This window comes from Arthrobacter sp. 05T410 (genome assembly GCF_056396505.1).
Genome location: NZ_JBFTLP010000009.1, coordinates 1 through 26,173 on the forward strand (window position 1 = coordinate 1; position 26,173 = coordinate 26,173).

Sequence of the window (26,173 nt, forward strand, 5' to 3'; positions counted from 1 at the left end):
GGGCCGGTGCGGGGGCCGGTGCGGGGGTTGGTGGCGGTGTTCATCACGGTGATCAGGTGTTCGAACTGGTCCGTGGTGGCGAAGATTTCCAGGTGCTGCAGGCCGTGCCGGGGTTTGCGGAGGAAAGCGCCCTGGAGCTGGCGGAGCAGTTCCTCGGAGGGCTCGGCGCCGTCCTGGTCCAGCGCCTCCGTCCACCGGCGGGCGATCCGGGCCAGGAAGTCGGCGTCGTTCTCGGCCGCGGTGCGGGTCAGGGCGTGCTCCATCGCCGCGACGGCCTCCGGGAGGCAGCTGTGCCGGACCCGGTCCAGGGCGAGCGTGATGACGGTCGCGGCGCGGGAGGCGACCTCGCCGGCCGCGACGGCGGCTCCGAGCTCCGGGTGCACGGGCGGGATGGGCCGGCCGGCGAGTCCCTGCCGGGGCAGCAGCGTGTCGGCGAGGCAGAGCCGGCGCCTGGCCTCCGCGGCGCTGATCCGCAGCCGCGCCCGCAGGAACTCCACCGTGTTCCGGTACCCGTCATCCAGCACCGATTCCGGCACCGCCGGCTCACCCGTTCCGGGGCTTCCGGCGGGAGCCGAGGACAAGGAGGTGCCGGCGGGAACCGCCCCAACAGACCTGCCGGAGGGAGCCAAGGACAAGGATGCGCCCGCGGGAGCCGAGGCCAGGGAGGCGCCGGCGGGTTCCGCGGTTCCGGGTGCGCCGGTCTGCCACCCGGCGGGGCTCTCACGCCAGCCGGTGGTCCACCCGGTGACCGCCCCCGCCGCGACCCCCGCGGCCGCGGCCGAGGACTGCTTCCTGGTCCGGTCCACGGCGGCCGCCGCGACGAGCTGCAGATACTCCACCGCGCGGGAGACTTCCTCCACGCTGCGGCGAAGTCCGACGCGGCCCGGAAGCCCCACGACCCCGCATCCTCCACCGCCGTCGAACCCACCGCCCGCAGCGCGGCCAGGGCGGCGTCCATACCGGATTGCCCGACCGGGGCTGCACCCCGCTCCGTGCCCTCCGCCTCGTCCCCGCAGGCGGTGAAATCCCTGATGAAATCCCTGACGGCTTCCATGGCTCGAGTCTATTTGAGGGCTCCGACAATTTTAGGAGGGCACCGTGCGTGATCACTCTCAGACCGCGGCGCCACCTGCCCACGGATCGACGGGCGATCAGGCAGGTTTCACATCGTGCTGTGCAGGACCCGTGGGCGGCCAAACTGCGTGTGAACTCCGGGCGAGAAAAGTACGGATTCGGGTGGCCCGGCCACTTCGATTCCCGCGGCGCGCACGAGTTGGTCCTCAAGGCCGAACAGCTGCGCGCGGTACAGCGGCCATGCACTGTGTGTGTTGGGCACATAGATGGTCCTGCCCCTGAACCGTGAATGCAGACCGAACCGCGCCGTGAGGTGGATCGACAGCGCGTCGGTGGCTGCGACGTCGGGCTCTGGGACGACCGAGAAACCGCTCCGGGTGCCGCCTCGAAAGCGTCGCACGGAATACCCAGCCGACGCCGATCCGGTAAATCCATCGGCACCCACGTAGCTCGCCCGCGACCACACATAGGGTATCCCGGCCGCCCGTGCGGCCAGTACCACCGCCAAGCGTGAAGCATCCAGGCTCCGGAAAACGACACCACGGGTGCCGTCCGGCTCGCGGGAGTAGAGGCGCACGTTGATCTCGTTGAAGCTTCCGAAATAGGGGATGCCGGGACGGCGACCAACTCCGGCACCCTGCATACGAAAGCCGATTAGCCCCACCCACGCGGACCCGTCGAACACATCCGGCGCGACGCCCGCTGGCATGAACCGCGCCGCCACTGCCTCAGGAATGCGCCAGTGCAGGAAGACGGCATCCAACCACCGCTGGTCCATGATGATTGGCGCCGGAAGCTCGGGTGCAGCCGGCCACGGATCAACGCCCAATCGGATCAGCTCCCTTCGGTCGGCAGGGTCTTCGGTCGGCAGGACACGAGCCGGTCGGCATCATGAGAATCGGACGGCAGCCGGGGTCACTTGGCATCGGCCAAGATCCGCGGAAGCAGGGTCAGTTCAATGCCCGGGTGCCTTCCGGAAGGGCTCCACCGGCCAATACTGCCGCCGTCGCATTGGCCAACGCTGTCAGCGCCACGCGCTGGGTCCACGGGCCGTAGGAAATGCGCGCCACGCCAAGTTCCTGCAATTTGGCCGGTGCCAGGGATCCGGGCACATTGATGACCGAGATCTTGTTCCACCCAATGCCTTCCACCAACGCGGTGACAGTCGGCTCGTCCAGCAGGCCCGGCACGAACACCGCGGTCGCACCGACGTCGAGGAAGGCCCGGCCGCGCTCAATGGCGTCCGCAAGCACCGCAGAAGGGTCCCGGTCCTTGCCCTTCAAGAAGGCGTCGGTGCGGGCGTTGAGGACGAAGTCGATGCCCTCGGCCTCGGCGGCGCGGATTACAGCGCTCATCTGTTCAACGGCGTCGGCGAGCGGGCGCATCTGGTCCTCGATGTTGGCTCCGACAGCGCCGACGCCAATCGCCTTGCGAACAGTTTCGCCGGGATTGCCGTAGCCCGCTTCGAGATCAGCACTGACGGGCAGCGACGTGGCGGCGGCAATCACCCCGACGGCGGCGATCATTTCGTCCACCGGAATGTTCTCGCCGTCTTCGTACCCGAGCGACGCAGCGATGGAGTGGCTGGCCGTGGCCAATGCCTTGGTCCCCGGAACGCCGGCAACCACCTTCGCGGTGATCGCGTCCCAGACGTTGACGAGTTGGAGAATTTCCGGTGCGTGGTGGAGACGGAGCAGCTCGGTGGCTTTGGAGGCACGGGAACGCGCGTGGTCTGTCATGCCGCGAGCCTAGCGGGGCACCGTGCCATCCGGAAGGGTTTCAGCCTGCCGCGGAAGAGTCAGGTGATCCCTCGCGCTGAGTCTGCCAGGGCCAGCGTCCGGTGATTTCCAGCTCGAGCGAGAAGCTCAGGAAGGTCCGGATGAGCACAATTATGGCCAGCACGCCGACGCCCTCGAAGGTCGGCGCGACGGCGACCGAACGGATGATGTCGGCCGCGACGAGCAGCTCGAGCCCGAGGAGGATCGAGCGGCCCAGCAGTTGCCGGTAGGAGCGGTACACGGAGAGCGGTGCAGAGCCCGCCGGCTGGCGTTCCGGCTGGAATCCGCGCAGCGCCAAGGGGATAGAGACGAGGGCGCCGACCACCATGACGGCCACACCGGCGAAGTCCATGAGGCCGCCGGCCGACTCGATAATGTGCTGAAAATCCATGGTTCCCCTCAGAGAAGTGGGCTGTGAGATTCAAACTTTAGGGGTGCCGGACGCCGATACCGGCGAGAACGGCTCGGTAGCCTTGCCGGAAACTGGGGTATTGAAACTCGAAACCGGTGCTGCGGAGCAGCCCGTTGCTGGCCCGCTTATTTCCGCCCCGGGAGGGTTCGCCGCCCGCCGCTTTGCCGCCCGACGCCGAAGCGTCGGTGGTGCCGGCCGCCGCCGCACCCGCGGTACCAGTGGACTCTGCCGCCGGCGCAGGGAGTCCCAGTTCCGCGGCCAGGAATTCCAGCACGTCGCCGAGTTCGGCCGGTTCATTATCCACGCCCAGATAGACCGCCGCCGGAACCGTGCCCATGGTGCACAGATGGACGATCGCGGCGGCGGCGTCGTCGCGGTGGATCCGGTTGGTGAAACGCGACGCGGCAGGAATGACCGCGGTTCCGCCGCGCACCTGGTCGATCAATCGCGTCCGGCCGGGGCCGTAGATTCCGCCGAGCCGCAGCACTACGGGGGTGATGCCGGTGCCGCGCAGGCGGCTGTGGAGGAGTTCCTCCGCTTCGCGGATGATGCGGCCCGAGAACCCGCCGGGTTCCGGCGTCGTGCCTTCATCAATCCAGCCGCCGCCGGCATCTCCGTAGACGGCGGTCGAGGACACAAACAGGACCCTGCGGACGTTTGCCCCGGAGGCGAGGACCGCGTCCAGGACGTTCGACAGCCCGTCCACGTAGGCGGCACGGTACGCCTCCTCAGTCGGGGAATCCGCGGCAATCGCGACGACGACGGCGGTGGTGTCCGCCGGGATGGGCGGCAGCTCAGCGGAGCCCAGGTCGGCGGCGACTCCCTCGATGGCGGCCGGGAGTTTCTCCGGCGAGCGACGCCACCCCACCACGCGGTGGCCAGCCGCCGCGAAACGCAGCCCGGCCTCGGTGCCAAGATCGCCGCAACCGGCCAGCAGAACAGTCATGAAGCCAGTCTGCCAGCCTTCGGGAAGCGCCGCGGACAGGCTTGAGGAAAACTTGAACTGATCTTGTCGCCCGCTGAAGCATTGCCTTGAGCTGGGCCGGGCATTGTTGTAAAGGTCAGCCAGGGGGCTGGCGGATGCTACATACGTCGCCCGGCCCGCCACGGCCGGCTCCACGAAACGGAATCTCCAATGGGTCTCAACCTCAACTCCACGTCCAGCAAGGTCCTGGCTTCCGCCGCCCTCCTCGCCGCAGCTGCCGGCGTGGCCGGGATGGGCACCTACGGTGGCTTCACGACCAGCACCTCGGCCTCCGCCGCTGTCAGTTCAGGCACGGTAAAGTTTGAGGTCGGAACCGCCGGCGCAGCCAACAACCGACTCACCATTCCGGCCTCAGGTGCAATTCCGGGCGACACCATCCAGCGTGCAGTGACATTGACCAACAGCGGTGACCAGGACCTGGCCGCAATTACTCTCACCACCACAGCCACACCGTCCTCTAAGCTGGACTCCGACACCACCAACGGCTTGCAGATCAAGGTTGATGCCTGCAAAGTGCCGTGGGCTGAAACCGGCACTTCGCCCTCGTTCACCTACACTTGCGCCCCCGCCAACACCACGGTTGTCATGTCGTCCCGGGCCGTGGTCGGGGCGAATATGCCGATGCTTGGCCTCGCCTCCCTGACTGCCAAGCAGGCCGACAACCTCCGCGTCACGCTCTCCGTTCCCAATGGTGCTGATAACACGTTCCAGGGACTGACCAGCACCATCAACTTCGTCTTCGACGCCGCACAGCGCGCCGGTGGCGCCAGCAAGTAGCGATTCTCGGGTGCTCAGTCCGGCCAGGTCTCGGCCCGACTGAGCACCCGGCTTTGCCCGCACTATCCACAGCGGCAGGAGGAACGGTCCCGTGAGTACAGCAATCAACGCAGGTCCCAGGGATTCCGTCGACCACCTGGTGGCGGACGGCACCGTTCCGGATAGTGCCGTCCAGGACCCTGTACCTCAGAGCCGCGGACGACGTCGGGCCGAACCGGCCCCCGCCCGCACCCGACGGCCGGCGTCCAAGGCTGGTGCCGTGGCCGGACGAGCTTTCTTTACGATCCTCCTCGTCGTCGCCGCATTGGTTTTCCTCTTTCTCGCCGTCGGGCCGCGCTTCCTGAGCTACCAGACGTCCACCATGCTCACCGGGAGCATGTCGCCGGGGATCAACCCGGGCGACGTCGTTGTCAGCGTGAAGACGCCGGTCTCCGAGTTAAAGGTTGGCGATGTCATCACCTACAGCATCCCCATTGACGATCACCGGATTGAGACCCACCGGGTGGCCAGCATCAAACGCGAAGCCGGCGCGACGTCAGTGACCACCAAGGGAGACGCGAACTCCGGGGCCGACCCGTGGGTTGCCGTGCTGTCCGAGGACTACGTCTACACGGAGGCGGGCGTCGTTCCCTACCTTGGCGACGTCATCAGGGCCTTGCGTCAGCCCCTGGTCCAGTCCGTGCTCCTCCACGGCGCGTCTGCCCTGCTCGTTGTCGTCGTGCTGACGGCGATCTGGAAGAAGCCCGCTGCAGTGGCCACCGAAACGCTGGCCACCGAGACACTGGCCGCCGATGCCCAAGCCACAGATGATGCCACCGCCGCCGGTTCTGAAGAGAGCAGGGGATGACCGGCTCCGGCGTCATCCTTGATACCCGGCGGATCGACAGGCTGGCTCTTGAACTGAATTCACGTTCCACCGCGGTCGGCTTCGTCGGCCGCTTCGTCCAACGCCTGCCGGACAGCCTGGCACGCATCCACCGCTGCCTTCTCGAGGGCAAGATCGAGGGTGCCTTAGCGGCGGTCCTAAGTGTGGCGACGTCGGCGGCGATGGCCGGGGCGGTTCAGCTTGAAGGACACAGCAGGACTGTGGAACAGAGCATCCGGGCCGGCGACTTGGGCGCGGCCCGGGCCGCCGCCGGGGTCCTCGACGCCAACGCAGCGGACTTCGCGCAGCATGCCAGCAAACTCTTGAGTTGTTGAAGGCCCGGTTGCGGGAGGACTCGATGCCCCCCACCCGGCATGGTCACCCGACGGGGCGACCCACCACCGTCACCCGGTAGGGTCCTCCGGGGCGGAAGCTCGGAGCAGGACGGACACCGTGGTTCCGCCGTCGGGACCTGAACTGATGGTCAGCCGTCCGCCATGGGCCTTCGCGATCCGGGCGCAGGTTGCCAGCCCCAATCCGGAACCGGGCGGGTCGTCGTCGCGGTGCAAACGGGCCAGTGGCTCTGTCACATGACCCCGCTTTTCCGGGGGAATGCCCTTGCCGTTGTCTGTCACCCGCACGGCTACACCGTCGGCAACAGCCTTGGCGCTGACCAGGATTCTCGGCGGGATGCCCGGGCGGCGGTAGGCCACGGAGTTGTGGATCAGGTTTTGCAGCAGCGCTCGCAACTGCCCGGCGTCGGCTTCAAGGACCGCGTCCGAAACCTCGACGTCCGCCCCGGCTTCCGACAGGTCGGCCGCAAGGTCTTCTTCGACGTCGTGGACTACAGCCGAGAGGGACACCGGGCGCCGTCGGAGCGCTCCACCGAGTCTGGAGAAGGACAGCAGATCGTCCACCATGGCCAGCATCCGGCGTGAGGTCCTGCCGATTATGCGGAATTCGTCTGCGTCTTCAGGCCTCTGCAGTTCGCCAAGTTCCGTGAATCCGATGACGCTGGTCAGCGGGTTGCGCAGGTCGTGGCTGATGCGGGCAGCAAATGATTCGAGCAGCTCGTTGCTCTTGCGGGCGTCCTCCAGGCTCCGGGCGAGCATCCGCGCATGGTGGTGCAGTTCGAGTACTTCCACCACTTGCGAGGCGATGATTTCCAGCACCGTCTGCTGACCGGGAGTAAGCTCCGCGGGAGACGGCGAAAAGAGACACAACGACCCCAGCACGAACCCCCCTGCCGTGACGAGAGGGACTGAAGCGTAAAACCGGACTGCGGCTGCCTGGCCCGTGACAAAGGGGTGGTGTTGGAAGCGAGTGTCCCGCGAAGCGTCGGGCACCACGGTGGTCCGGCCGCTGAGGAAGACCCGGCTGCACATCGAATCGTCGAGGGAACACACGCCTGGGTCAATCCCCACCGCGGCGATGTGGTGCTGCTGATCTGCAGTGATGATGTTGACCGCGCCGAACGGTATACCGGTAATTGTGGTCGCCAGGACCAACAGTTTCTGGAGTTGACCCTGCGTATCCGGAGTGCGGGTGCCCGTTGTGGCAGGGAGCGGCTCGAGGCGGGGCAGGCCATACTCCGCGAGTACCGATTGCCGGGCCATCCCGGACTCTGCGGCGATACGGGCTGACGGTGACGGGACCAGTTACGCCACCCCTTCTGCGGGCGCCATCCGGTAGCCCACGCCGCGTACCGTGCGGATGAACCGCGGGTCGCGGCCCTTGTCGCCGAGCTTCTTGCGCAGGTTGCCGATATGCACTTCCACGAGGTGCTCGTCCATGGGCCATTCGGTTCCCCACACTTTGGTCAGGAGGGCCTTCCTGGTCCAGACTCGCCGCGGCGCCCCCGCCAGGGCTTCCAGCAGGTCAAATTCCGTGCGCGTCAATTCCAGTTCGACGCCGTCGACGGAGGCCGCCCGGCTTTCGGCCTCCACAACCAGCGGGCCGTGCCGGACGACGCCGGCGTCGTCGTAACGACGGTCTTGTCCTGCTGCCACGGCTGGATAGTCGGAAGGGCTGCCGGGCGCTGCGTCGCCTGCCCGGCGGCGCGGTGGCGTGTGGAGGGCGGACACGGCATCGGTGACAGGCGCAACGTCGCTCGCCCGGCGGCGGGGACCGTCGTGGATCCCGGCCGTCGATGCGTCGGTTGCGCGGGGCATGAAGTCTGTAGCCCGACGCTGCGGGGTGGGGCGTTGCGGGGTTGGCCGGTGCCGGCGCAATACCGCTGTCACCCGGGCCTGGACGGTGCGGGGGCTGAAGGGCTTGCTGATAAAGTCGTCGGCGCCGGTTTCCAGACCCATCAATTCGTCTATCTCGTCCGCCCGGGCCGTGATCATGACGACGTAGGCCTCGGAGAATTTGCGCATCCGGCGGCAAACTTCGACGCCGTCGAGATCGGGAAGATTGAGGTCAAGAGTCACCAGGTCCGGGCCGTTTTCCTGGATGCTCACCAGCGCGTCGGACCCGCAGGCGGCCTCAAAAACGGCAAACCCCTGCATCTCGAGCGTTCGGCGCAGCAGCAGTCGAACGTCGGCGTCGTCATCAACAACCACAACTCGTAGTTGAGTCACGGAACCACCCAAACCCCAGTTTCTAGGACAATGAGACCTCTGTGCGGCACTGACCTCATGCGTCACAGTGTGTGACACCAACCCCAAGGGTCACAGTGGATTCAGGCTAACAGGTTTTCTTGAGCAAACGTTGAAGTTTTTCGCGGCGTTGGGTTGAAGCTGCACTGCCAGAGTAGGAGCTATTGGATCGCCAGCTCTAAAAGGAAGCGCAACTGTGAACGCCCCTCAGTCCGCACCGGAAGCCTCCCGGGTCAAGGCCGCCTGGCTGGTGCGTCTGCGCAGACTGCTGGCCGTCCCGGTAGCCGCGGCTCTGGTGCTGGGCGCTCCCGGGCTGGCATACGCGACCTTCACGGCCCGAGCCACCGCAGCCTTGAACGTGGGGACCTACAAGGTCCCGGCCCCGGCATCCGTCAACGGCACACTGCAGTGTACGAAGGCTGGAAAAGGCGCGACCATCACTTTCACGGGATTTGGTCTGGTGGACCGCGCCACGGGCTACGTGGCAACACTAACGCTGCCCGGCGAAACGCCGACTTTGACGCAGGTTACCGCCGGTCGCGAAGAATCCCTGACCAACTGGGGCGGCAAAGGGAACTACACCTTTACTCTGTCCGCGCAGGTTGGCCCATGGACCGGAGCCCCGCTGGAACGAACCATCACCTGCTGACCAGCGTGCTGCTACCTCGCCGGGATCGGGAAGAAGGCCCGTGGATCCTGCATCAGGGCAGGGTAATCGAAGGCGGAGCGGTCCACGATCTCGTCGACCTGGAAGTTGCGTGCGAATTGGCCATCAACCGTGATCGGGCGGCCCAGGACCTTGCCGACGGCGAAGGCGGCGCCGTCGTTGACCGGGATGGCAACCACGGAGTTGCCGGGCAGGGTGGTGAACGCCTCCTCCTGCTGCTGGCGCTTGCGGGTGGGCTTCTTGACGAGCTGCTTCGGGGGCAGCTTGCGCACCTTGCTGGGACGGCGCGAGCCTGAGTCGGCGTAAACGAACTGGTAGTCGTCGTCCGCGGGGACCTTGCTGCGGCCAACAGGCGGCAGGCTGACAGTCTTCAGCTGTGCGGGCTCGGTATCGCCGAGGGGCAGGCGCAGGACCCACATGCGGTCCCCGGCTGGATCCTCGGGCACCAGCTCGTGCTTCGGTTCGGGCCAGATGTACTCCAGGTCCGGGTCCGTGCCGGGGAATACCTCTGTGTAGAACCGCGGATCCTTGGCGATCAACCTGGACCGGTGGCTGAGGTGGAAATCCGCATTGCCAAGCCATGGCGGCATCGGGATCTTGGCGGCGTAGTCGGGGTGGGCCGCCTGCGGGGCGAACTCCATGATTTTCTCGCGCATGGTGTCCTCGCCGCCGCGGGCCGTCCATTCATCCACTATGGCCAGGCCGTACATGGTCAGCGCAGGAACGTACCCCATCCACATCCTGATCGCCGGGTGCGACTGCCAGCCGTACTCCGGGATCACCAGCGCACGCAGGATCTGCAGCGCTTCGACGCGCTGCTTGCCGAGCCGCACACGGTCCAAAACCGCGGCGCTCTGCTGGAAATCAGGGAAGGGGAGGAAAGTCTGCATCTCTCCAGTTTGAGGCCACGGACCAAATGCGCCAATTGCTGGCGCGCGGCGGTGAGGGTGCTCACATGACGGAACAGGGAAGACAGGCGTGCTGGGGAGCCGCTAAAATAACATGAACCACTCCCGCCGCCACGGAAGACACGCCCATGCCTTATCAAGCAGAGCCTTATCAAGCAGAGCCTTATTCAGCAGAACCATCTCTAGCAGAGCCTAAGTCAGCGGAGCCCATTACTGCGCTGCCCTTTACAGCAGAGCCACCAACAGTAAGGGTGGCACCGGCGCCGTTCGTGCCCAGGTACGGACAAATGCTCAGCCCCGACGCCCACGGGATAGTGGTGCTGGAGGAATTCACGCTGGATCCGGTTGCCGCCCGCGACGAGCAGCGCGGATTCCGCGCGGCTATGGCTGGCGTGGCCCTCACCATGCGGCGCCTGGTGGCCCTCCGCCTCTTCATCGCCGCGGTGGCGATCGCCAACCTGCCCCTGTTCCTGCTCTCGAGTGGCTGGGAGATCTACGTCATCTCACTGACCCTGGTGGTAGCCGTCCACGCCGCGGTGTCCTGGCTGAACCGCCACGAGCCCAGGATCAAGCAGCGCCGGATGCTGGAATTGCACCTTCACCGGGAGCGGAGCGCCAACTACCGCAAAGTCCGCGACGCCGTGAAGTACGTCATTGACGCCCCGGCCCGGATGAACGAAAGCCTTTACCTTGAGCTCCTCGCCGCGAAACGGGTAGCGCTGCATCTGGCCATGGGCACGGTGGCCCTGCTGGACACGAGCGACGACGCCGCCTGGAAAGTGCGGATTATCCGCGAAATCCCACAGGCCGCCTGAGCCCGCACGGCTGAGCCAGCACGGCCCACTGAAGCACCACGACGCCGGAGCGTCCCCTTTGCGGGATCGCTCCGGCGTCGTGCTGTGTGTCGTGCTGTACGCCAAGTGCTGTAACCGCCCTATGCGGGCAGCCGCAGCACTTGGCCCGGGAACACCAGATGGGGGTTGCTGATGGTCGCCGTGTTGGCGTCGGCCAGCGCGTGCCAGCCTCCGGCGATGTTGAGCTTCCCGGCGATCGTGCTCAGGGTTTCGCCGCTCCGGATGGTGTAGGTCTGGCCGCTTACGGCTACCGGTGCAACGTGGCGGGGTGCCGGCACGGCTGCCTTAGGGGCGTATCTGGCGGGGGCCTTGGCTGCGACGGGAGTCGCGGCGGGCCGCTGCGCTGTGGCTGCACTCTGCGGAGCCGCGGCGCCGCCGCGCAGTCCCAGCTTGGCCGCGCAGGCTGGCCACGCGCCCCAGCCCTGGCTGGCCTGCACTTTCTCGGCGACGGCGATCTGTTGCGCACGGCTGGCATTGGCCGGAGATCCCGTGCCGCCATGGGCCGCCCACGTGCTGGCGCTGAATTGCAGCCCGCCCGCGTATCCGTTTCCTGTGTTGGTGGCCCAATTCCCGCCACTTTCGCATTGGGCCAGCGAGTCCCACGTGGAGGCAGGGGCTGTGGTCGGTACGGCCGCGTTCGCGGCCGAGGCGGACAGGGCGACGCCTGCAATTGAGACGGCCGCAAAAGTGACGCCGCGGCGCGCGGCAGTGCCATAGATTGATTTCTTCATGGTTTAGATGCTCCTGAGGCCCACCAGCGCTCGGTCCGTCCCCGGACGTTTTTACGCCACTGCCCGCCCCTGACAATAGAGGTCATAGCGGTGTCTACCGGTCGGGCAGTATCTGGTGGTGGTAGCACCGGGCATGCAATACCCGGTTGCCGGGCATGGACACTAGGCTAAGTCAGCCCCACGCCGTTATCAAGACGTTACTTTCCCTGCTTCTGCCGTTATCATCCGGCGCGCGTTGACGCCGACGCCCGCGCCCCGCCGGCCGCGTTGACGCCGCCCCCGCGTCCCCAGGGCCCGCCGGCCCCGACGCCGACGCCCGCGCCCCGCGTGGATCAGCTTCCGAGCATTGCGGCCAGGTACGGAGCCGTCCGGCTCTCCGTGGAGCCCGCGACGGCGGTCGGGGTCCCGATCGCCACGATCTCGCCGCCCGCGTCGCCACCGGCCGGGCCGAGGTCGATCACCCAGTCCGCTGCGGCCACCACATCCATGTCGTGTTCCACCACGATGACGGTGTTGCCGGCGTCCACGAGCCGGTGCAGTTGGGCCATGAGGAGCTGGACATCGGCCGGGTGCAGGCCGGTGGTGGGCTCGTCCAGCAGGTAGAGGGAGTGGCCGCGCTGGGCACGCTGCAGTTCGGTGGCGAGTTTGATGCGCTGGGCCTCGCCGCCGGAGAGCTCGGTTGCCGGCTGGCCGAGGCGGAGATAGCCCAGGCCCACCTCGCGCAGTGTTTGCAGGCTGCGCGCCGCTGCCGGTACCCCTTCGAGGAACTCTGCGGCGGCATTGACCGTCAGGCCCAGCACCTCCGCCACGTTTTTGCCCTTGTACGTCACTTCAAGGGTTTCCGGGTTATAGCGCGAGCCATGGCACTCGGGGCAGGGGCCGTAGCTGCCGGGCAGGAACAGCAGTTCGACGGCGACGAAGCCCTCGCCCTGGCAGGTCTCGCAGCGGCCGCCTGCAACGTTGAAGGAGAAGCGGCCGGCACCAAAGCCCCGCGCCCTGGCCTCGTCCGTGGCCGCGAACTCCTTGCGGACCGCATCGAAGAGGCCGGTGTAAGTGGCGAGGTTGGAGCGCGGAGTGCGGCCGATCGGTTTCTGGTCCACCTTGACGAGCCGGTCCAGCTGGTCGAGGCCTGAGACCGGTCCGACACTGAGCGGCCCGGTGGACTTACCGGCGTCGGCCTCCAGGTCCTCGGGGGTCTTGGCAGCGTCTGGCTCCGGGTGCAGCCTGGCGCCGACCACCTCGGCCAGGACCTGGCTGACCAGGGTGGATTTGCCGGAGCCGGAGACGCCCGTGACCGCGGTCAGCACCCCGAGTGGGAAGTCGGCGTCGAGTTCGCGCAGGTTGTGGCGGCTGATGTCGCGCAGTTCCAGCCAACCGGCCGCCTCCCGCCGGGTACCGCTGGCGGAGGAACGGGCGCCGTCGTCCGCGCTGTGGCGGACGCCGCCGTCGTCCGAACCCGCCGAACCGTCCGGGAACAGGAACGGCCGGGTCACGGACGCGTCCACCTCGGCGAGGCCGGCCACGGGGCCGCTGTAGAGCACCTCGCCGCCGCCTTCACCGGCGCGGGGACCGACATCCACCAGCCAGTCGGCGCGGCGGACGATGTCCATGTTGTGCTCCACCACGAACACCGAGTTGCCGGAGGACTTGAGCTGGTCCAGGACTGCGAGGAGGGGCTCGGCGTCGGCGGGGTGCAGTCCGGCGGAGGGCTCGTCCAGCACGTAGATCACGCCGAACAGCCCGGAGCGGAGCTGGGTGGCGATCCGGAGCCGTTGCATTTCCCCGGGGGAGAGCGTGGGCGTGGACCGGCCCAGCGCCAGGTAGCCCAGGCCGAGGTCCAGCAGCACGGTGACGCGCTGCAGGAGGTCGCGGGTGATGGCGACGGCCACCTCGTTGCCCTCGCCGGATGACTGCTTCCGGGAGGCGGTGCCGGCCTCAGTGAGTTCGGTGGTGGGGCGGATGATGTCCGCCAGTTCGGTCATGGGGACGGCGTTGAGCTCGGCGATGGTGTGCCCGGCGAAGGTGACGGCGAGCGCGGCCGGGGTCAGGCCGCTGCCGCTGCAGACCGGGCACGGGCCGGTTTCCATGAAGCGCAGCACCTTCTCGCGCATTGTGGTGCTCTTGGAATCGGCGAGCGTATGCAGCACATAGCTCCTGGCGCTCCAGAACCGGCCCTTGTACGGCTTGGCCACGCGGTCGCGCTGGGGCGTCACCTCCACCACGGGTTGTTCCTCGGTGAACAGGATCCAGTCGCGGTCCTTTTTGGGCAGCTTCCGCCAGGGGGTGTCGACGTCGTGGCCCAGGTGGGTGAGGATGTCGCGCAGGTTCTTGCCCTGCCAGGCCCCGGGCCAGGCGGCGATGGCGCCGTCGCGGATGCTCAGCGAAGTGTCCGGGACCAGCGAGGACTCGGTGACGGTGTGCGCGATGCCGAGGCCGTGGCACTCCGGGCACGCGCCGGCGGCCGTGTTCGGGGAAAAAGCGTCCGAGTCCAGCGGGGCGGCGCCGTCGGGGTAGCTGCCGGCGCGGGAGAAGAGCATGCGCAAAGAGTTGGACAGCGTGGTGAGGGTGCCCACCGTGGAGCGCGAACTCGGCGTCCCGCGGCGCTGCTGGAGCGCGACGGCGGGCGGCAGCCCGGTGATCATTTCCACCTTGGGGTTGTGGCCCTGCTGGATGAGCCGGCGGGCGTAGGGGGCCACGGATTCGAAGTAGCGGCGCTGCGCCTCGGCATAGATGGTGCCGAACGCGAGGGAGGACTTGCCCGAGCCGGAGACGCCGGTGAAGGCGACAATTGCGTCGCGGGGCACGTCCACGTCCACGTTGCGCAGGTTGTTCTCACGGGCGCCGCGCACCCGGACAAAACCGTCCGTCGGATTGCCTGGAGCGAGATCAGGAATTAGGTCCCGGCCGGCCGGGCGCGGCAAATGGGAAGCATGCTGTTTACTTTGCATTGGTTCGACTCTATCCGCTCCGGGGAGCGCCGGGCATATCCTTACCGGATGGAAACACACGACGGCGATGCCCAGTTGACAGCGGAACAGCCGGAAGAACCGGAAGAGCCGGAGGCGGGCGAACCGCTCCCGCTCCCGGTCGCCGAGCTGCACCTGCATATCGAGGGAACGCTGGAACCGGAGCTGATCTTCGCGCTGGCGGAACGCAACGGGATCGCACTGCCCTATGCGGACCTGGACGAGTTGCGTTCGCGCTACGAATTCACTGACCTGCAGTCCTTTTTGGACCTGTACTACGCCAACATGGCCGTGCTGCAGACGGAGCAGGACTTCGCCGACATGACCCGCGCCTACCTGGCCCGGGCGGCGCTCGCCGGGGTCCGGCACGCCGAGATCATGCTGGACCCGCAGGCCCACCTGTCACGCGGGATACCGCTGGCGACGTGCGTCAACGGCGTGGCCTCGGTGCTGGCCGGATCCCGCGAAGAGTTCGGCATCTCCACCCTCCTGATCGCGGCCTTCCTGCGCGACCTCACCGAGGACTCAGCTCTCGAGGTGCTGGAGCAGCTGCTCGCCATGGGCGCCCCGATCGCCGGCATCGGGCTCGATTCCGCCGAGTTGGGCAACCCGCCGGCCAAATTCGAGCGGCTCTTCGCCCGGGCCAAGGACGCCGGGCTGCACCGGATCGCGCACGCCGGCGAGGAGGGCCCGCCGTCGTACATCATCGACGCGCTGGACCTCCTCGACGTGGAGCGGATCGATCACGGCATCCGCTGCATGGAGGACCCGGAGCTCGTGGAACGGCTGGTGGACGAGCTCATGCCGCTGACCGTGTGCCCGCTGTCCAACGTCAGGCTCCGCGCGGTGGACGCCCTGGCCGGGCACCCGCTGCCGGCGATGCTCGCAGCGGGGCTGAACGTCTGCGTGAACTCGGACGACCCGGCGTATTTCGGCGGGTACGTGGACGACAACTTCGCGCAGCTGAAATCGGTGATCGGCCTGTCCGAGTTCGACTGCGTCCGGATGGCCGCGAACTCGATCCGGTCCTCCTTCGCGAGCGAGGAGCGCAAGGCCGAGTTGCTGGCCGAGCTCGCCGCGTCGGGACACTAACCACAAAAGCAACGCGGGGTCACTACGCGCCCATCCGGAGGCCCCGGACGGGCCGTAAGTGACCCCGCGTTGGCTGTCGAACGGCCGGCTTAGACGTCGATCGAGTCCATGTGCGGGTACCGCGCTCCGGCTGCCACCCCGGCCGGAGCCAGTTCGTCCAGGCGGGCCAGGTCCTCGGCGGAGAGTTCGACGTCGGCGGCGCCCAGGTTCTCCCGCAGCCGGTTGACCTTCTTGGTGCCGGGGATGGGAACGATGTGCTCGCCCTGGGCCAGCAGCCAGGCCAGTGCCAGTTGCCCCGGGGTGCAGCCCTTCGCGTCCGCCAACTCCTTGACCCGGTCCACGAGTTGCAGGTTGCGGTCAAAGTTCTCGCCCTGGAAGCGCGGGGAGTGCCGGCGGAAATCGTCTGCGGCAAAGTCCTCGGGGCTGCGGAACTGGCCGGTCAGGAATCCACGGCCCAGCGGGCTGTAGGGCACAAAGCCAATGCCGAGCTCGGCGAGGACCGGGAAGACCTTGGTCTCCGGCTCGCGCTCCCACAGCGAGTATTCGGTCTGCAGGGCGGTGATGGGGTGCACCGCGTGGGCCCGGCGCACGGTGTCGGCGCTGGCCTCGGACAGGCCAAGGTGCCGGACTTTGCCGGCCTGGACCAGCTCAGCCATGGCCCCGACGGTTTCCTCGATCGGGACGGTCTTGTCCACCCGGTGCTGGTAGTACAGGTCGATGTGGTCCACGCCCAGCCGCTGCAGGCTTGCATCGCAAGCGGCCCGCACGTAATCGGGGGAGCCGTTGATGCCCACCCAGGATCCGTCGGGCCGCCGTTCGTTGCCGAATTTGGTGGCCAGGACGACGTCGTCGCGCCGGCTTGCGATGGCCCGGCCCACAAGCTCCTCATTGGTGAACGGGCCGTACATGTCCGCGGTGTCGAGCAGGCTTCCGCCGGCGTCGAGAAACGCCTGGATGGTGGCGACGGACTCGTTATCCTCGCCGTGGCCGTAGAACTCGCTCATGCCCATGCAGCCCAACCCCAGGGCCGAGACGGTGAGTGTACCGAGCGTGCGGGTTTCCATAGATATCTCCTCAACGGGAACGGTTGGACGCCCTCTCCGGCACCTGATCCGGCGCATGTTCAGCGGCGGGACGGCGCGCGGTGGGCAGACCGCAACTCTAGGCCCATCGGGCCGGGGACACAACGGGAGGTCTGCTTTGGCTCGGTGCTCCCTGGCTCGCGTAATGCCGGTCCGGCCCGGGAGCGAAAACGGCGTATGCCATCGGACCCAGCCAGAACGGCTGCAGACCTCCAGACCCGCGGATCGTCAGTACGAGCATGCGAGGGCGATCGCCCAGGCAATGGCTGGGGGGCCGCTTGATCCCTACGACGCCGGGGCGGCTGCCATTTTCGCCCGGACCTCGTCCATGTCCAGGTCCTTGATGGCGGTGATGAGCTGTTCCAGCCCGGCCGCGTTCATTGCCCCGGGCTGTGAGAAGACGAGGATCCCGTCCCTAAAGGCCATCAGGGTGGGGATGGAGGTGATGCGGGCGGCGGCGGAGAGGCCGGGCTCGGCCTCCGTGTCCACCTTCGCGAAGACGACGTCCGTGTGGTTGTCGGACGCCTTGCTGAACGTGGGGGCGAACATCCGGCACGGGCCGCACCAGGCTGCCCAAAAGTCCACCAGCACGATGCCGTTGCCGGTGATGGTGTCGTTGAAGGTTTTCTCGGAAATGTCGATGGTTGCCATGGCAAAATATTATACCCCCGGGGGTATATCAGCAAGCGTGGCACCGGGTTTGCATTTATACCCCAGGGGGTATCATGATGGAGAGGGAAAGATGCCCGCCCTGGAGGATATCCGCACACTTTTCCTGCGCCTGACCTACGCCGGCGCGGGTCTTTCCCGGGCAACCCCTGGTCCCGTATTCTGCCGCTCAACATTTTTCCGCTCAACAGGCCAGTCCTACCGAAAGGTCCAGCACATGGAAATCACCCCGCAGCAGCTCGCGGAACAGCTCAAGGCCGGCAGCGATGCCCAGATCGTGGATGTGCGCGAACCGGCTGAAATCGCCGAAGGCATGATCCCCGGTGCCACGCACATTGCCTTGGGCGAACTGGCCGGCCGCCTCAGCGACCTGGACAAGTCCCGTCCGGTCATCGCCGTGTGCCGCAGCGGACGCCGCAGTGCGGCAGCGGCTGACCAGCTGGCGGCCGCAGGCTACACGGCTTACACCGTGCCCGGCGGAATGCTTGATTGGACTGCCGCGGGATTCCCGACCGCCTGACCCCACCAGACTGCCCGGGCGGCACGCCCCCAAGCGCCGCCCGGGCTTCCATTTGCCCGGACCGTGTCCCTGATGTGGCGAACCGGGCGGTGGAGGGCGGCCTCGCCCAGTAGCGGGCCGCCACAAGAAATGCTCCAAGAAATACCGAAAGAGATCATGAATTCCTTGAATACGACCACTCCTGTTCACAGCGCTCCCAAGTCCATCGATGCCTCGACCCTGAAGGCCTGGGAGGATAACCACGACGATCTCATGGTCATTGATGTGCGCAGCGGCGCAGAGTTCGATGCCATGCACATCAATGGCTCGTACCATGTGCCGCTGTCCATGCTCAGCGAACACGCGGAAGAATTCGCGGCAAAAATGGGTACCCGCGTGGTCCTCGTCTGCCAATCCGGTAACCGGGCCGAGCAGGCCCGCAAGCACCTGGACGCCGTAGGCCTTGCCAGTGCCAGCGTTCTGTCTGGCGGGGTCCCCGCCTACGCGGCCGCCGGCGGGAACGTCATCCGCGGCCGTGGCACCTGGGCCATGGAACGCCAGGTCCGGATGACCGCCGGCTCCCTTGTCCTTGCCGGCATGCTCGGCAGCAAGTTCATCTCGCCCAAACTGGGCCTGATTGCCGGCGGCATCGGTGCCGGCCTGACGTTCTCCGCAGCCACTAACAGCTGTGCCATGGGTCAGGTGCTCTCCAAGATGCCGTGGAACCGCTCCGCGAACGAGCCCACCGCGCACCAGGCCCTAAAGAGCCTGGACGCGAAGGCATGATCATTTCCGCGGCGGCGTTCGGGCTGATCGTCGGTGGCCTGCTGGGCCTGGTCGGAGGCGGCGGATCCATCCTCGCCGTGCCCGCCCTGGTCTATGGCGTGGGGCTGCCGCTTGCGGCGGCGATCCCGACGTCGCTGGTCGTCGTCGGCGCATCCTCCGCCGTCGCGGTGCTGCCCCGGCTGCGGAATGGGGTGAACTGGAGACTGGCGCTGATCATCGGCGCCGCAGGCACCGTGACGGCCTACCTCGGCGCGATGGTCAATAGGTTGCTGGACCCGAAGGTCCTGCTGCTGGCTTTTGCCGCGATCATGGTCTTCGCCGGCATCCGGATGCTGATGCCGTCGACATCCGTCGGCGGCGCCTGCGCGCTGCCCGGCGGCGGCGTCAACTGGCGCAGCTGCCTGCCCAAGGCGATCGCCACCGGCGCCGTCGTCGGGTTCCTGACCGGTCTACTCGGCGTCGGGGGCGGCTTCCTGATCGTCCCGGCACTCACCCTGGCTCTAGGACTCCCGATGGCGCTGACTGTTGGAACTTCCCTCGTGATCATCGTGATCAACTCGGCCGCCGGCTTCGCCGCCCACCTGGGTGATCTGCAGATCGACTGGGCCGTCACGGCGGCCTTCGCCGTCACCGCGATGGCCGCCTCACTCGCGGCAGGGCGGATCGGCACCGGCATCCCGGACAGGGTCCTCAAGCGTGGCTTTGGAATCCTGGTGCTGGTGATCGCCGCCTACGTCGCTGTGCAGGCGCTCCTGTCCTGAGGGGCGCCAGGGAACGTGAAAAAAGGCGCCGGAGGACATGTCCTCCGGCGCTTTCCCTTCCTCAACGCCTGTGCTTGGGCGCCGGCAGGGTCCACCTACCGCCCGAACAGCTTCGCGAAGAAGCCCTTGCCGGTCGACTTTTCCTGCTCGTGCCCGCGGCAACGCTGGGAGCTCGGAACCCCGCGCATGACCTGGTCGACGTGCTGGCCGCAGCCTGCCCATGTGGTCTTCTGGCATTTCTTACATGTCACCGCACGGCACATCTGGTTGCTCCCTTGCATAAGTGGATAGTCTCATCAGTATACCCCCTAGGGTATTTATGGGGATGAAGACTTCACCGCGAGATAGGGCGGCAGCCCCGCGGGCCGGCGCCAAGGCAGCCTTCGAGGGAGTGTTTTGAGGCCGCCAACGGTCTGGGCGCAGCATCGCCACCGCGTCCGGCTCCAGCCGAGTTGTCCCCTTGATTCCACTGCGCAGCGGGAGGATCGTGGGCCGTGCGGCACGACGTTGTGCCAGGCAGACGCGTAGCGGGAGGCTCGATGGCGGCAGAGGCGGTCTTCCGGGTTGTTGTTGGGGTCGACGGGTCGGACTCGTCACTGGCAGCTCTGGAATGGGCCCTTCAGGAAGTCCGGCTGAGAGCCGGGCAGGTTCACGTTGTCACAGCATGGCACTACCCCCTCCTCGGGGATGCCGCTGGCAAGGCTGAGGACCATGAAGCCTTCGGCGACAACGCCCGGAATGTGCACGCTGATGCGCTGCGGCGGGCATCCGGGTCCGGTGTTGCGGTCACCGGTGAAGTGAAGGAGGGGCATACCGCGGAGATGCTCCTGAAGGCTGCGGCCGGGGCCGATCTCCTGGTGGTCGGATCGCGGGGTCGTGGCGGCTTCGCCGAAATGCGACTGGGGTCGGTATCGAGCCATGCGGTGCACCATGCCCATTGTCCTGTGCTGGTGGTCCGTACCGGTGCCAGGGCGGTTCCTTAGATTGCAGGTTTGTGGTCGGTGCCGCGCATCCGGACGGCCACGAGGATTCCCGACAACGCGGTGAGCGCCGCGACGACGGCTACGGCAGCGGGGATGCCGTAGGCGTCCGCGAGAATGCCGGAGAGCAGGGCGCCGACGGCGAAGCCGCCGTCGCGCCAGAGCCGGTAGATTCCCACCGAGCGTGCGCGCCACTGCGGATGGGCGACGTCGCCGATGGCGGCGAGCAGGGTGGGGTAGACCATGGCTGTTCCGAGACCGAGGAGAGCGGCGGCGGCGAACCAGACCCCGAAGCCGGTGCCGAGGGCAACGATGCCGAGCGCTACGGCCTGGACTAGCATGCCCCCGACGATCAGCCTTTTACGGCCGTATTTGTCCGACATGGCTCCGGTGACGAGCTGCGCGGCGCCCCAGACGGCAGGGTAGACGGCGGCCAGGATGCCGATCTTCTCGATGCTCAGCCCGGCGGCGGCAAAAAGGAGCGGAAACAGGCCCCAGGCGAGGCCGTCGTTGAGGTTGTTGACCATGCCGGCCTGGCTGACCGAGGACAGGGACTTGTCCCGGAAGCTGGTGAGGGTAAAGATCTCCCGGTTGCTTAGTTCCCCGTGGGCGGCCGCGTGGGCGGCCGTGTGGTTGACGGCCTCCACTCTGGCGTAGCCCTGGGTTTCCTTCACGGCCAGAACGGACAGGCCCAGTCCCAGGGCGATGTAGGCGGCGCCGAGCAGGAACGGCCCAGGGCGGAGCCGGTAGTTGGTGGCGATGTAGCCGGTGGCCAGAGCGGTCCCGGCGACGCCGAGGTAGCCGGCAGCCTCGTTCAGGCCCATCGCCAGGCCGCGCCGGGAGGGTCCGACGAGGTCCATCTTCATGACCACAGTGGTGGACCAGGTGAGGCCCTGGCTGATGCCGAGGATCACGTTGGCGGCAACGATCCAGCCCCAGGAGGTTCCGAAGATCAGCAGTAGCGGCACGGGGATGGCGATGAGCCAGCCGGTCACAAGGACGGGTTTTCGGCCGTAACGGTCCGAGAGCGTGCCGGCGAAGTAATTGGTGCCGGCCTTGGCGAGTCCGAAGGCCACGATATAGGTCAGGGCGGACGTGTAGAGGTCAAGGTGGAAGACCTGGTCCGCCAGCAGCGGCAGCACGGTGCGTTCCTGGCCGAGGGTGCCGCCGACTAGGGCATTGACGGCGACCAGGAGTATGAACTGGGCCAGGTTCTGACGCAGGCCCAGGGTGATGCCGGTGCGCTGTGGGCGTTCCCGCCGGACTGCGCGGCCTTGCGGTGACGGGGTGTTGCCGGGCGTCATCTCTGAACTCCAGTTGTCCGGGACATGCGTCGACGGCGGCCGGGTGTCCCGGCCGCCGCCAACGCTGTCAATTAATTACTTCGGGTCGTGCCGCGATCAGTTGCTGGAAACAGATTCCCGAGCCTGCTGCCAGGCGGCCCATCCGGCGTAGCTGCCGTCGAGTTCGACGACGTCGTAGCCGGCCCGGCGCAGGGCGCTGGCCGCGACGGAGTTCCGGACCCCGCTCTGGCAGTAGGACGCGATGGTGCCTTCGGAGGGGAGCTGGTCCAGGTTCCACATCACGCGGCCGCCGCTGAGCTGGTGGGAGCCGGGGATGTGTCCTGCGGCGTGTTCGGTGCGGTTGCGGACGTCCAGGACCATCGCGGCCTCAAAGCCATCCAGTTCTTCAGGCTGGATGAGCTTGGGGGTGCTGGCGGGGAGGCCTTCGAGGCCTGTGACGTAGCCGGCGACGTCGTCGATGCCGACGCGGACCAGGTGGTCCCACATTTCCTGCGCGGCGGCCTGGCTGGGGGCCAGGAGTACGAGCGGGTTCTTGTCGGTTTCGGGGTTGACCACCCAGGCGCCGAAACTGGCGGTGGACTTGCCGAAGGGGATGTTCAGGGAGCCGGTGACGGTGCCTTCGTGGACTTCGGCGTTCGAGCGGGTGTCCACGAACGTGATGGCGTCAGCGGCGAGGCCCTGGGCAACAGTTTCGGTGGCGAGTTCGCTCAGGGGGGCGCGTTCGCCCATCACTGCTGGGCCCTCCCGGTTCTCGCGCTTCATCCGGCCGAAGTAGGCGTGCGCGTCGGGCTGGCCGTCGAGGAGCTCGGCGATGAAGCCCTCCTCGTCGTTGGCGGCCAGGTAGGGGCCCCACCAGGCGTAGAGCCGTTCGTAGCCGACCGTGCTGGAGGGGATGGCGCCGAGGGCCTTGCCGCAGGCGCTGCCGGCCCCGTGGCCGGGGTGCACCTGGACGTGGTCGGGCAGGGTCAGGAACTTATCGCGCAGGCTGGCGAACAGCTGCTTGGCGCCGGCGAAGCGGGTGTCGATGCCGCCCGCGGCCTCGTCCAGCAGGTCCGGGCGCCCCAGGTCCCCGGAGAAGACAAAGTCACCGGAGAGCAGATAGCCGGGGGTGTCGGCGAACGCGCCGTCGGTGATCAGAAAGGACAGGTGTTCCGGGGTGTGGCCCGGAGTGTGCAGGGCCTTGACGGTGATGTTGCCCAGGGTGATCACGTCGTCGTCGTTGAGGCGTTCGGCCTGGAAGCCGTACTGCCAGTCGTCCCCGCCCTCGCCGGAGACGTAGGCGGTGGCGCCGGTCGCGGCGGCGAGTTCGCGGGTGCCGGACAGGAAGTCCGCGTGGATGTGGGTCTCGGTGACGGCCACGATCTTCATCCCGTTGGCCGCGGCCAGGGAGCGGTACACGGCGATGTCGCGGCGCGGGTCAACAACGACCGCCTCACCCTTGGCCTGGCAGCCGATGAAATAGCTGGCCTGGGCGAGGTCTTCGTCGTAAATACGCTCGATAAGCATGGGGCTCTCTTTCGCTGGGCGGGGGAGTTTCCGGGAGGGGATTCTCCGTCGGTCTACCCACAACGATAATACCCCTGGGGGTATCTTGCAACCGGCATGCGGCAGGCTGGCTGCCGGCTTCCCACTGCTGGCCGTTATACCCGCCGGGGTATACAATTGGCAAAGTACCGCCCACCTTTGGAGCCCGCCATGGAACTTGATTCGACCGAACTCACCCCGATCATCAACCGGCTCAAGCGCGCCCAGGGACAGCTCGCCGGCGTCACGCGCATGCTCGAGGAGGGGAAGGACTGCAAGGACATCGTCACCCAGCTCGCCGCTGTCTCGAAGGCTTTGGACCGGGCAGGCTTCGCCATCATCGCGACCGGCCTCGAGCAGTGCCTTCTCCGCGGGGACACGAGCATGGATACCAAGGATCTGGAAAAGCTCTTCCTGTCCCTTGCCTGATGCCGCCACTATTACCGCAGGAGCAGCCATGAGCTATACGAATACCGTCACGGTCCCGCTGACCTGGGAAGAGGCTGTGCAGCGCACCCGTGAGGCCCTCGCCGGACAAGGCTTCGGCATTCTCTCGGAGATCGACGTCCGAGCCACGTTTGAGGCCAAACTCGGCGCCGGTGCCGCCGAGGAGCTCGGCGACTACATGATCCTGGGCGCCTGCAACCCGGCCCTGGCCAGTCGGGCACTCTCCGCAGAACCGGACATGGGCGCGCTGCTGCCCTGCAACGTCGTCGTCCGCCGGGGCAAGGACGCCGCCGAGACCACCATCCAGGCCATCGACCCGCAAACCATGGTGAAGCTCAGCAACAGCCCCGCCGTCCGCGACGTCGCCAACGACGCCGACACCCGGCTCCGCGCCGCCCTGCACACACTCAGCGGCGCAGAAATCCCGGGGAACTGAAGCACCCGACGCCTCGACGGCATCAAGATGCCCGGCCGGGCCGCCGGCCGGTGCTGAGGCATCAACACTACCGTTTGGATGTCAGCCTCTGGAGTTGTTCCGGGGGATCCGAGGGTAGATGAGTTGTGCGTGCACGCCCGCGTTGTCAGTAGACGCCGCCACGGCTGGCCCCGGCTCACCCTTGCCGGGGGATGCGCGGGGCGGGGGCGGGCGGCAGAGTGCAGATATGACGAAGACCCGCGAGCGCAAGGGCTGGCTGCGCCAGGCGGCGCCCGGACTCAATGCCGTGGCTACGTACCATAAGGACTGGTTCGGCAAGGACATCGTCGCCGGGGTTGTCCTGACGACGTTGCTCGTTCCGCAGGGCATGGCCTATGCCGAGTTGGCGGGGCTGCCGCCGATCACCGGGCTGTACACGAGCATCCTCTGCCTGCTCGCCTACGCGGTCTTCGGCCCGTCCCGCATTCTGGTCCTGGGGCCCGACTCTGCACTCGGGCCCATGATCGCCGCGACGGTCCTGCCCCTTGTCGCGTCCGACGGCGACCCGCAGAAGGCGATCGCGCTCGCGTCGATGCTTGCCCTCATGGTCGGCGCCATCATGGTCTTGGCGTCCGTGGCCAAGCTCGGCTTCATCGCCGACCTCATCTCCAAGCCGACGATGATCGGCTACATGAATGGTCTCGCGATCACCATCCTGGTGGGCCAGCTCCCGAAGCTCTTCGGGTTCAAGATCGAAAGCGAAAACTTCATTGGCGACCTGGTCGGATTCGTCGAGGGCGTGGCCAATGGCGAGACGGTGGTCGCCGCAGCGGCGGTCGGCATCGGCGGGATTGTGCTGATACTGGTTCTGCAGCGGTGGCTGCCCAAGGTGCCGGCGGTGCTCGTCATGGTGGTCGCCGCGATCGCGGCCACGGCGGTCTTCGACCTGGCGGCCAAGGGCGTCTCGCTGGTCGGGGAACTCCCGCGGGGCTTCCCGCCGTTCACCATTCCCCAGGTGGACTTCGCGGACCTCGGGCTGATGTTCGCCGGGGCCCTCGGTATTGCGCTGGTGTCCTTGACGGACACGATCTCGACGTCGACGGCGTTCGCCGCACGCACCGGGCAGGAAATCCGCGGCAACCAGGAGATGATCGGGATCGGTGCCGCGAACCTGGCCGCGGGCCTCTTCCAAGGCTTCCCGGTCAGCACCAGCGGATCCCGGACCGCCGTCGCTGAACGTTCCGGCTCGAAGTCGCAGCTCACGGGCGTGACGGGCGCCGTGCTGATTCTCCTCATGCTGGTGTTTTTGCCGGGGCTGTTCCGGAACCTGCCACAGCCGGCACTGGCGGCCGTGGTGATGACGGCGTCGATCTCCCTCGCCGACATTCCCGGAACGGTTCGGCTCTGGCACCAGAGGCGCACCGAGTTCTACCTGTGCATGGCCGCCTTCCTTGGGGTCGCGTTCCTGGGCGTCCTGCCCGGCATCGGCATTGCGGTGGGGCTGTCCATCCTGAACATCTTCCGCCGGGCGTGGTGGCCGTACGAGACCGTGATCGGGCGGGTGCCCGGCTATGAGGGGTTTCACGACATCCGCGTCCACCCGGATGCGAAGCACCTGCCCGGCCTGGTGATCTACCGGTGGGACGCCCCGTTGTTCTTCGCCAACGTCCGGCCGTTCCGCGACAACATCCGGCACCTGGCCCGGACGGAACCCAAACCGCGGTGGATCGTCATCGCGGCCGAGCCGATCACGGACGTGGACACCACCGCCGCGGACGTCTTGCTCGATCTGGATGTCGAACTGAACGCGCAGGGTATCTCCCTGGTGTTCGCCGAGGTCAAGCACAGGACCCGGGAGAAGATCGAAAAGTACGGATTGACCCGCGAAATCGAGCCGGAGCATTTCTATCCCACCACCGAAGCAGCGGTCGCCGCCTACATGGCCCAGACCGGCGCCCAATGGAGCGCCGAGGAGTAACGGCAGGGGAGCAGACGTG

At 67.2% G+C, this 26,173-nt stretch carries 27 protein-coding genes; 13 read left to right on the forward strand and 14 right to left on the reverse strand.

What is annotated here, in order from left to right:
- The 5 genes from AC1DFR_RS13080 to AC1DFR_RS13100 form a co-directional block, all read right to left on the reverse strand.
- On the reverse strand, positions 1–896 hold an 896-nt coding region (locus AC1DFR_RS13080; RefSeq protein WP_476873543.1), incomplete at its 3' end, for a DUF222 domain-containing protein.
- A 266-nt stretch (positions 897–1,162) separates the two neighbouring features.
- Positions 1,163–1,852 (reverse strand): YqjF family protein, encoded by a 690-nt coding sequence (locus AC1DFR_RS13085; protein WP_476873627.1) that lies wholly within the window; start codon positions 1,850–1,852, stop codon positions 1,163–1,165.
- A 172-nt stretch (positions 1,853–2,024) separates the two neighbouring features.
- Positions 2,025–2,813, reverse strand: coding sequence for an isocitrate lyase/PEP mutase family protein (locus AC1DFR_RS13090; RefSeq protein WP_476873544.1), 789 nt, complete (start codon positions 2,811–2,813; stop codon positions 2,025–2,027).
- 40 nt (positions 2,814–2,853) lie between these two features.
- Positions 2,854–3,243 carry a DUF1622 domain-containing protein gene (locus AC1DFR_RS13095; RefSeq protein WP_476873545.1) on the reverse strand — a complete coding sequence of 130 codons (390 nt, stop codon included), beginning with the start codon at positions 3,241–3,243 and terminating at the stop codon, positions 2,854–2,856.
- A gap of 37 nt (positions 3,244–3,280) precedes the next feature.
- Positions 3,281–4,210 (reverse strand): SDR family oxidoreductase, encoded by a 930-nt coding sequence (locus AC1DFR_RS13100; protein WP_476873546.1) that lies wholly within the window; start codon positions 4,208–4,210, stop codon positions 3,281–3,283.
- Between the two features lie 189 nt (positions 4,211–4,399).
- Between AC1DFR_RS13100 and AC1DFR_RS13105 the strand changes: the two genes are divergently transcribed.
- The 3 genes from AC1DFR_RS13105 (at position 4,400) to AC1DFR_RS13115 (ending at position 6,226) form a co-directional block, all read left to right on the forward strand.
- Complete coding sequence (locus AC1DFR_RS13105; protein ID WP_476859725.1) at positions 4,400–5,026, forward strand: TasA family protein; 627 nt, start codon at positions 4,400–4,402, stop codon at positions 5,024–5,026.
- A 91-nt stretch (positions 5,027–5,117) separates the two neighbouring features.
- Entirely contained in the window at positions 5,118–5,873 is a 756-nt protein-coding gene (locus AC1DFR_RS13110) for a signal peptidase I (protein ID WP_476873547.1), read from the forward strand.
- The gene (locus AC1DFR_RS13115) at positions 5,870–6,226 is read left to right on the forward strand and encodes a hypothetical protein (RefSeq protein WP_476873548.1); all 357 of its coding nucleotides are present in this window, start codon (positions 5,870–5,872) and stop codon (positions 6,224–6,226) included. Before AC1DFR_RS13110 ends, AC1DFR_RS13115 begins: the two co-directional genes overlap by 4 nt.
- Positions 6,227–6,295: 69 nt before the next feature.
- On the opposite strand, the gene AC1DFR_RS13120 is transcribed toward AC1DFR_RS13115, so the two are convergent.
- Positions 6,296–7,507: a sensor histidine kinase gene (locus tag AC1DFR_RS13120; RefSeq protein WP_476873549.1), complete on the reverse strand. Its 1,212-nt coding sequence runs from the start codon at positions 7,505–7,507 to the stop codon at positions 6,296–6,298.
- Between the two features lie 42 nt (positions 7,508–7,549).
- On the reverse strand, positions 7,550–8,473 hold the full coding sequence (locus AC1DFR_RS13125) for a response regulator transcription factor (protein ID WP_476873550.1): 924 nt from the start codon (positions 8,471–8,473) through the stop codon (positions 7,550–7,552).
- Positions 8,474–8,687: 214 nt separating this feature from the next.
- On the opposite strand from AC1DFR_RS13125, the gene AC1DFR_RS13130 reads away from it, so the two are divergent.
- Complete coding sequence (locus AC1DFR_RS13130; RefSeq protein WP_476873551.1) at positions 8,688–9,140, forward strand: hypothetical protein; 453 nt, start codon at positions 8,688–8,690, stop codon at positions 9,138–9,140.
- A gap of 11 nt (positions 9,141–9,151) precedes the next feature.
- Here AC1DFR_RS13130 and AC1DFR_RS13135 read toward each other — a convergent pair whose 3' ends face one another.
- Positions 9,152–10,048 (reverse strand): MSMEG_6728 family protein, encoded by an 897-nt coding sequence (locus tag AC1DFR_RS13135; RefSeq protein WP_230008990.1) that lies wholly within the window; start codon positions 10,046–10,048, stop codon positions 9,152–9,154.
- Positions 10,049–10,353: 305 nt separating this feature from the next.
- Here AC1DFR_RS13135 and AC1DFR_RS13140 point away from each other — a divergent pair, with 305 nt between their 5' ends.
- Complete coding sequence (locus AC1DFR_RS13140; RefSeq protein WP_084476203.1) at positions 10,354–10,881, forward strand: hypothetical protein; 528 nt, start codon at positions 10,354–10,356, stop codon at positions 10,879–10,881.
- A 119-nt stretch (positions 10,882–11,000) separates the two neighbouring features.
- Here the strand turns inward: AC1DFR_RS13140 and AC1DFR_RS13145 are convergent, their stop codons facing one another.
- Together AC1DFR_RS13145 and AC1DFR_RS13150 are read right to left on the reverse strand one after the other, a co-directional pair.
- Entirely contained in the window at positions 11,001–11,651 is a 651-nt protein-coding gene (locus tag AC1DFR_RS13145) for a transglycosylase family protein (protein ID WP_476873552.1), read from the reverse strand.
- 332 nt (positions 11,652–11,983) lie between these two features.
- Positions 11,984–14,599, reverse strand: coding sequence for an excinuclease ABC subunit UvrA (locus tag AC1DFR_RS13150; protein ID WP_476873553.1), 2,616 nt, complete (start codon positions 14,597–14,599; stop codon positions 11,984–11,986).
- Positions 14,600–14,647: 48 nt separating this feature from the next.
- On the opposite strand from AC1DFR_RS13150, the gene AC1DFR_RS13155 reads away from it, so the two are divergent.
- On the forward strand, positions 14,648–15,709 hold the full coding sequence (locus tag AC1DFR_RS13155; RefSeq protein WP_476873554.1) for an adenosine deaminase: 1,062 nt from the start codon (positions 14,648–14,650) through the stop codon (positions 15,707–15,709).
- 89 nt (positions 15,710–15,798) lie between these two features.
- Here AC1DFR_RS13155 and AC1DFR_RS13160 read toward each other — a convergent pair whose 3' ends face one another.
- Positions 15,799–16,773, reverse strand: coding sequence for an aldo/keto reductase (locus AC1DFR_RS13160; RefSeq protein WP_476873555.1), 975 nt, complete (start codon positions 16,771–16,773; stop codon positions 15,799–15,801).
- Between the two features lie 303 nt (positions 16,774–17,076).
- Positions 17,077–17,442 (reverse strand): thioredoxin, encoded by a 366-nt coding sequence (gene trxA, locus AC1DFR_RS13165; RefSeq protein WP_230007315.1) that lies wholly within the window; start codon positions 17,440–17,442, stop codon positions 17,077–17,079.
- A 235-nt stretch (positions 17,443–17,677) separates the two neighbouring features.
- Between trxA and AC1DFR_RS13170 the strand changes: the two genes are divergently transcribed.
- The 4 genes from AC1DFR_RS13170 (at position 17,678) to AC1DFR_RS13185 (ending at position 20,489) form a co-directional block, all read left to right on the forward strand.
- Positions 17,678–17,980: a rhodanese-like domain-containing protein gene (locus AC1DFR_RS13170; RefSeq protein ID WP_230007322.1), complete on the forward strand. Its 303-nt coding sequence runs from the start codon at positions 17,678–17,680 to the stop codon at positions 17,978–17,980.
- Positions 17,981–18,136: 156 nt separating this feature from the next.
- Complete coding sequence (locus AC1DFR_RS13175; protein ID WP_476873556.1) at positions 18,137–18,745, forward strand: rhodanese-like domain-containing protein; 609 nt, start codon at positions 18,137–18,139, stop codon at positions 18,743–18,745.
- A complete protein-coding gene (locus AC1DFR_RS13180; protein ID WP_476851644.1) occupies positions 18,742–19,506 on the forward strand; it encodes a sulfite exporter TauE/SafE family protein in 765 nt (254 codons plus the stop codon). Before AC1DFR_RS13175 ends, AC1DFR_RS13180 begins: the two co-directional genes overlap by 4 nt.
- A 539-nt stretch (positions 19,507–20,045) precedes the next feature.
- The gene (locus AC1DFR_RS13185; RefSeq protein ID WP_476873557.1) at positions 20,046–20,489 is read left to right on the forward strand and encodes a universal stress protein; all 444 of its coding nucleotides are present in this window, start codon (positions 20,046–20,048) and stop codon (positions 20,487–20,489) included.
- Here AC1DFR_RS13185 and AC1DFR_RS13190 read toward each other — a convergent pair.
- Positions 20,486–21,790 carry an MFS transporter gene (locus AC1DFR_RS13190; RefSeq protein WP_476873558.1) on the reverse strand — a complete coding sequence of 435 codons (1,305 nt, stop codon included), beginning with the start codon at positions 21,788–21,790 and terminating at the stop codon, positions 20,486–20,488. The genes AC1DFR_RS13185 and AC1DFR_RS13190 overlap by 4 nt on opposite strands.
- Before the next feature lie 96 nt (positions 21,791–21,886).
- On the reverse strand, positions 21,887–23,296 hold the full coding sequence (locus AC1DFR_RS13195; RefSeq protein WP_476873559.1) for an MBL fold metallo-hydrolase: 1,410 nt from the start codon (positions 23,294–23,296) through the stop codon (positions 21,887–21,889).
- 189 nt (positions 23,297–23,485) lie between these two features.
- Between AC1DFR_RS13195 and AC1DFR_RS13200 the strand changes: the two genes are divergently transcribed.
- From AC1DFR_RS13200 to AC1DFR_RS13210, 3 genes are all read left to right on the forward strand, one after another.
- Positions 23,486–23,743, forward strand: a complete 258-nt coding sequence (locus tag AC1DFR_RS13200; RefSeq protein ID WP_476851641.1) for a metal-sensitive transcriptional regulator — start codon at positions 23,486–23,488, stop codon at positions 23,741–23,743.
- A gap of 28 nt (positions 23,744–23,771) precedes the next feature.
- Positions 23,772–24,197, forward strand: coding sequence for a DUF302 domain-containing protein (locus AC1DFR_RS13205; RefSeq protein ID WP_476873560.1), 426 nt, complete (start codon positions 23,772–23,774; stop codon positions 24,195–24,197).
- Positions 24,198–24,423: 226 nt separating this feature from the next.
- Positions 24,424–26,154: a SulP family inorganic anion transporter gene (locus AC1DFR_RS13210; protein WP_476851639.1), complete on the forward strand. Its 1,731-nt coding sequence runs from the start codon at positions 24,424–24,426 to the stop codon at positions 26,152–26,154.
- Positions 26,155–26,173: the final 19 nt, after the last annotated feature.

Coding starts and splice junctions, on each gene's coding strand:
- AC1DFR_RS13175 (WP_476873556.1), top strand. CDS start 18,137: ATGAATTCCTTGAATACGACCACTCCTGTTCACAGCGCTCCCAAGTCC.
- AC1DFR_RS13160 (WP_476873555.1), bottom strand. CDS start 16,773: ATGGAAACCCGCACGCTCGGTACACTCACCGTCTCGGCCCTGGGGTTG.
- AC1DFR_RS13190 (WP_476873558.1), bottom strand. CDS start 21,790: ATGACGCCCGGCAACACCCCGTCACCGCAAGGCCGCGCAGTCCGGCGG.
- AC1DFR_RS13140 (WP_084476203.1), top strand. CDS start 10,354: ATGCTCAGCCCCGACGCCCACGGGATAGTGGTGCTGGAGGAATTCACG.
- AC1DFR_RS13120 (WP_476873549.1), bottom strand. CDS start 7,507: ATGGCCCGGCAATCGGTACTCGCGGAGTATGGCCTGCCCCGCCTCGAG.
- AC1DFR_RS13100 (WP_476873546.1), bottom strand. CDS start 4,210: ATGACTGTTCTGCTGGCCGGTTGCGGCGATCTTGGCACCGAGGCCGGG.
- AC1DFR_RS13150 (WP_476873553.1), bottom strand. CDS start 14,599: ATGCAAAGTAAACAGCATGCTTCCCATTTGCCGCGCCCGGCCGGCCGG.
- AC1DFR_RS13135 (WP_230008990.1), bottom strand. CDS start 10,048: ATGCAGACTTTCCTCCCCTTCCCTGATTTCCAGCAGAGCGCCGCGGTT.
- AC1DFR_RS13090 (WP_476873544.1), bottom strand. CDS start 2,813: ATGACAGACCACGCGCGTTCCCGTGCCTCCAAAGCCACCGAGCTGCTC.
- AC1DFR_RS13185 (WP_476873557.1), top strand. CDS start 20,046: ATGGCGGCAGAGGCGGTCTTCCGGGTTGTTGTTGGGGTCGACGGGTCG.
- AC1DFR_RS13105 (WP_476859725.1), top strand. CDS start 4,400: ATGGGTCTCAACCTCAACTCCACGTCCAGCAAGGTCCTGGCTTCCGCC.
- AC1DFR_RS13095 (WP_476873545.1), bottom strand. CDS start 3,243: ATGGATTTTCAGCACATTATCGAGTCGGCCGGCGGCCTCATGGACTTC.
- AC1DFR_RS13200 (WP_476851641.1), top strand. CDS start 23,486: ATGGAACTTGATTCGACCGAACTCACCCCGATCATCAACCGGCTCAAG.
- AC1DFR_RS13210 (WP_476851639.1), top strand. CDS start 24,424: ATGACGAAGACCCGCGAGCGCAAGGGCTGGCTGCGCCAGGCGGCGCCC.
- AC1DFR_RS13155 (WP_476873554.1), top strand. CDS start 14,648: ATGGAAACACACGACGGCGATGCCCAGTTGACAGCGGAACAGCCGGAA.
- AC1DFR_RS13145 (WP_476873552.1), bottom strand. CDS start 11,651: ATGAAGAAATCAATCTATGGCACTGCCGCGCGCCGCGGCGTCACTTTT.
- AC1DFR_RS13180 (WP_476851644.1), top strand. CDS start 18,742: ATGATCATTTCCGCGGCGGCGTTCGGGCTGATCGTCGGTGGCCTGCTG.
- AC1DFR_RS13115 (WP_476873548.1), top strand. CDS start 5,870: ATGACCGGCTCCGGCGTCATCCTTGATACCCGGCGGATCGACAGGCTG.
- AC1DFR_RS13195 (WP_476873559.1), bottom strand. CDS start 23,296: ATGCTTATCGAGCGTATTTACGACGAAGACCTCGCCCAGGCCAGCTAT.
- trxA (WP_230007315.1), bottom strand. CDS start 17,442: ATGGCAACCATCGACATTTCCGAGAAAACCTTCAACGACACCATCACC.
- AC1DFR_RS13170 (WP_230007322.1), top strand. CDS start 17,678: ATGGAAATCACCCCGCAGCAGCTCGCGGAACAGCTCAAGGCCGGCAGC.
- AC1DFR_RS13085 (WP_476873627.1), bottom strand. CDS start 1,852: ATGGACCAGCGGTGGTTGGATGCCGTCTTCCTGCACTGGCGCATTCCT.
- AC1DFR_RS13205 (WP_476873560.1), top strand. CDS start 23,772: ATGAGCTATACGAATACCGTCACGGTCCCGCTGACCTGGGAAGAGGCT.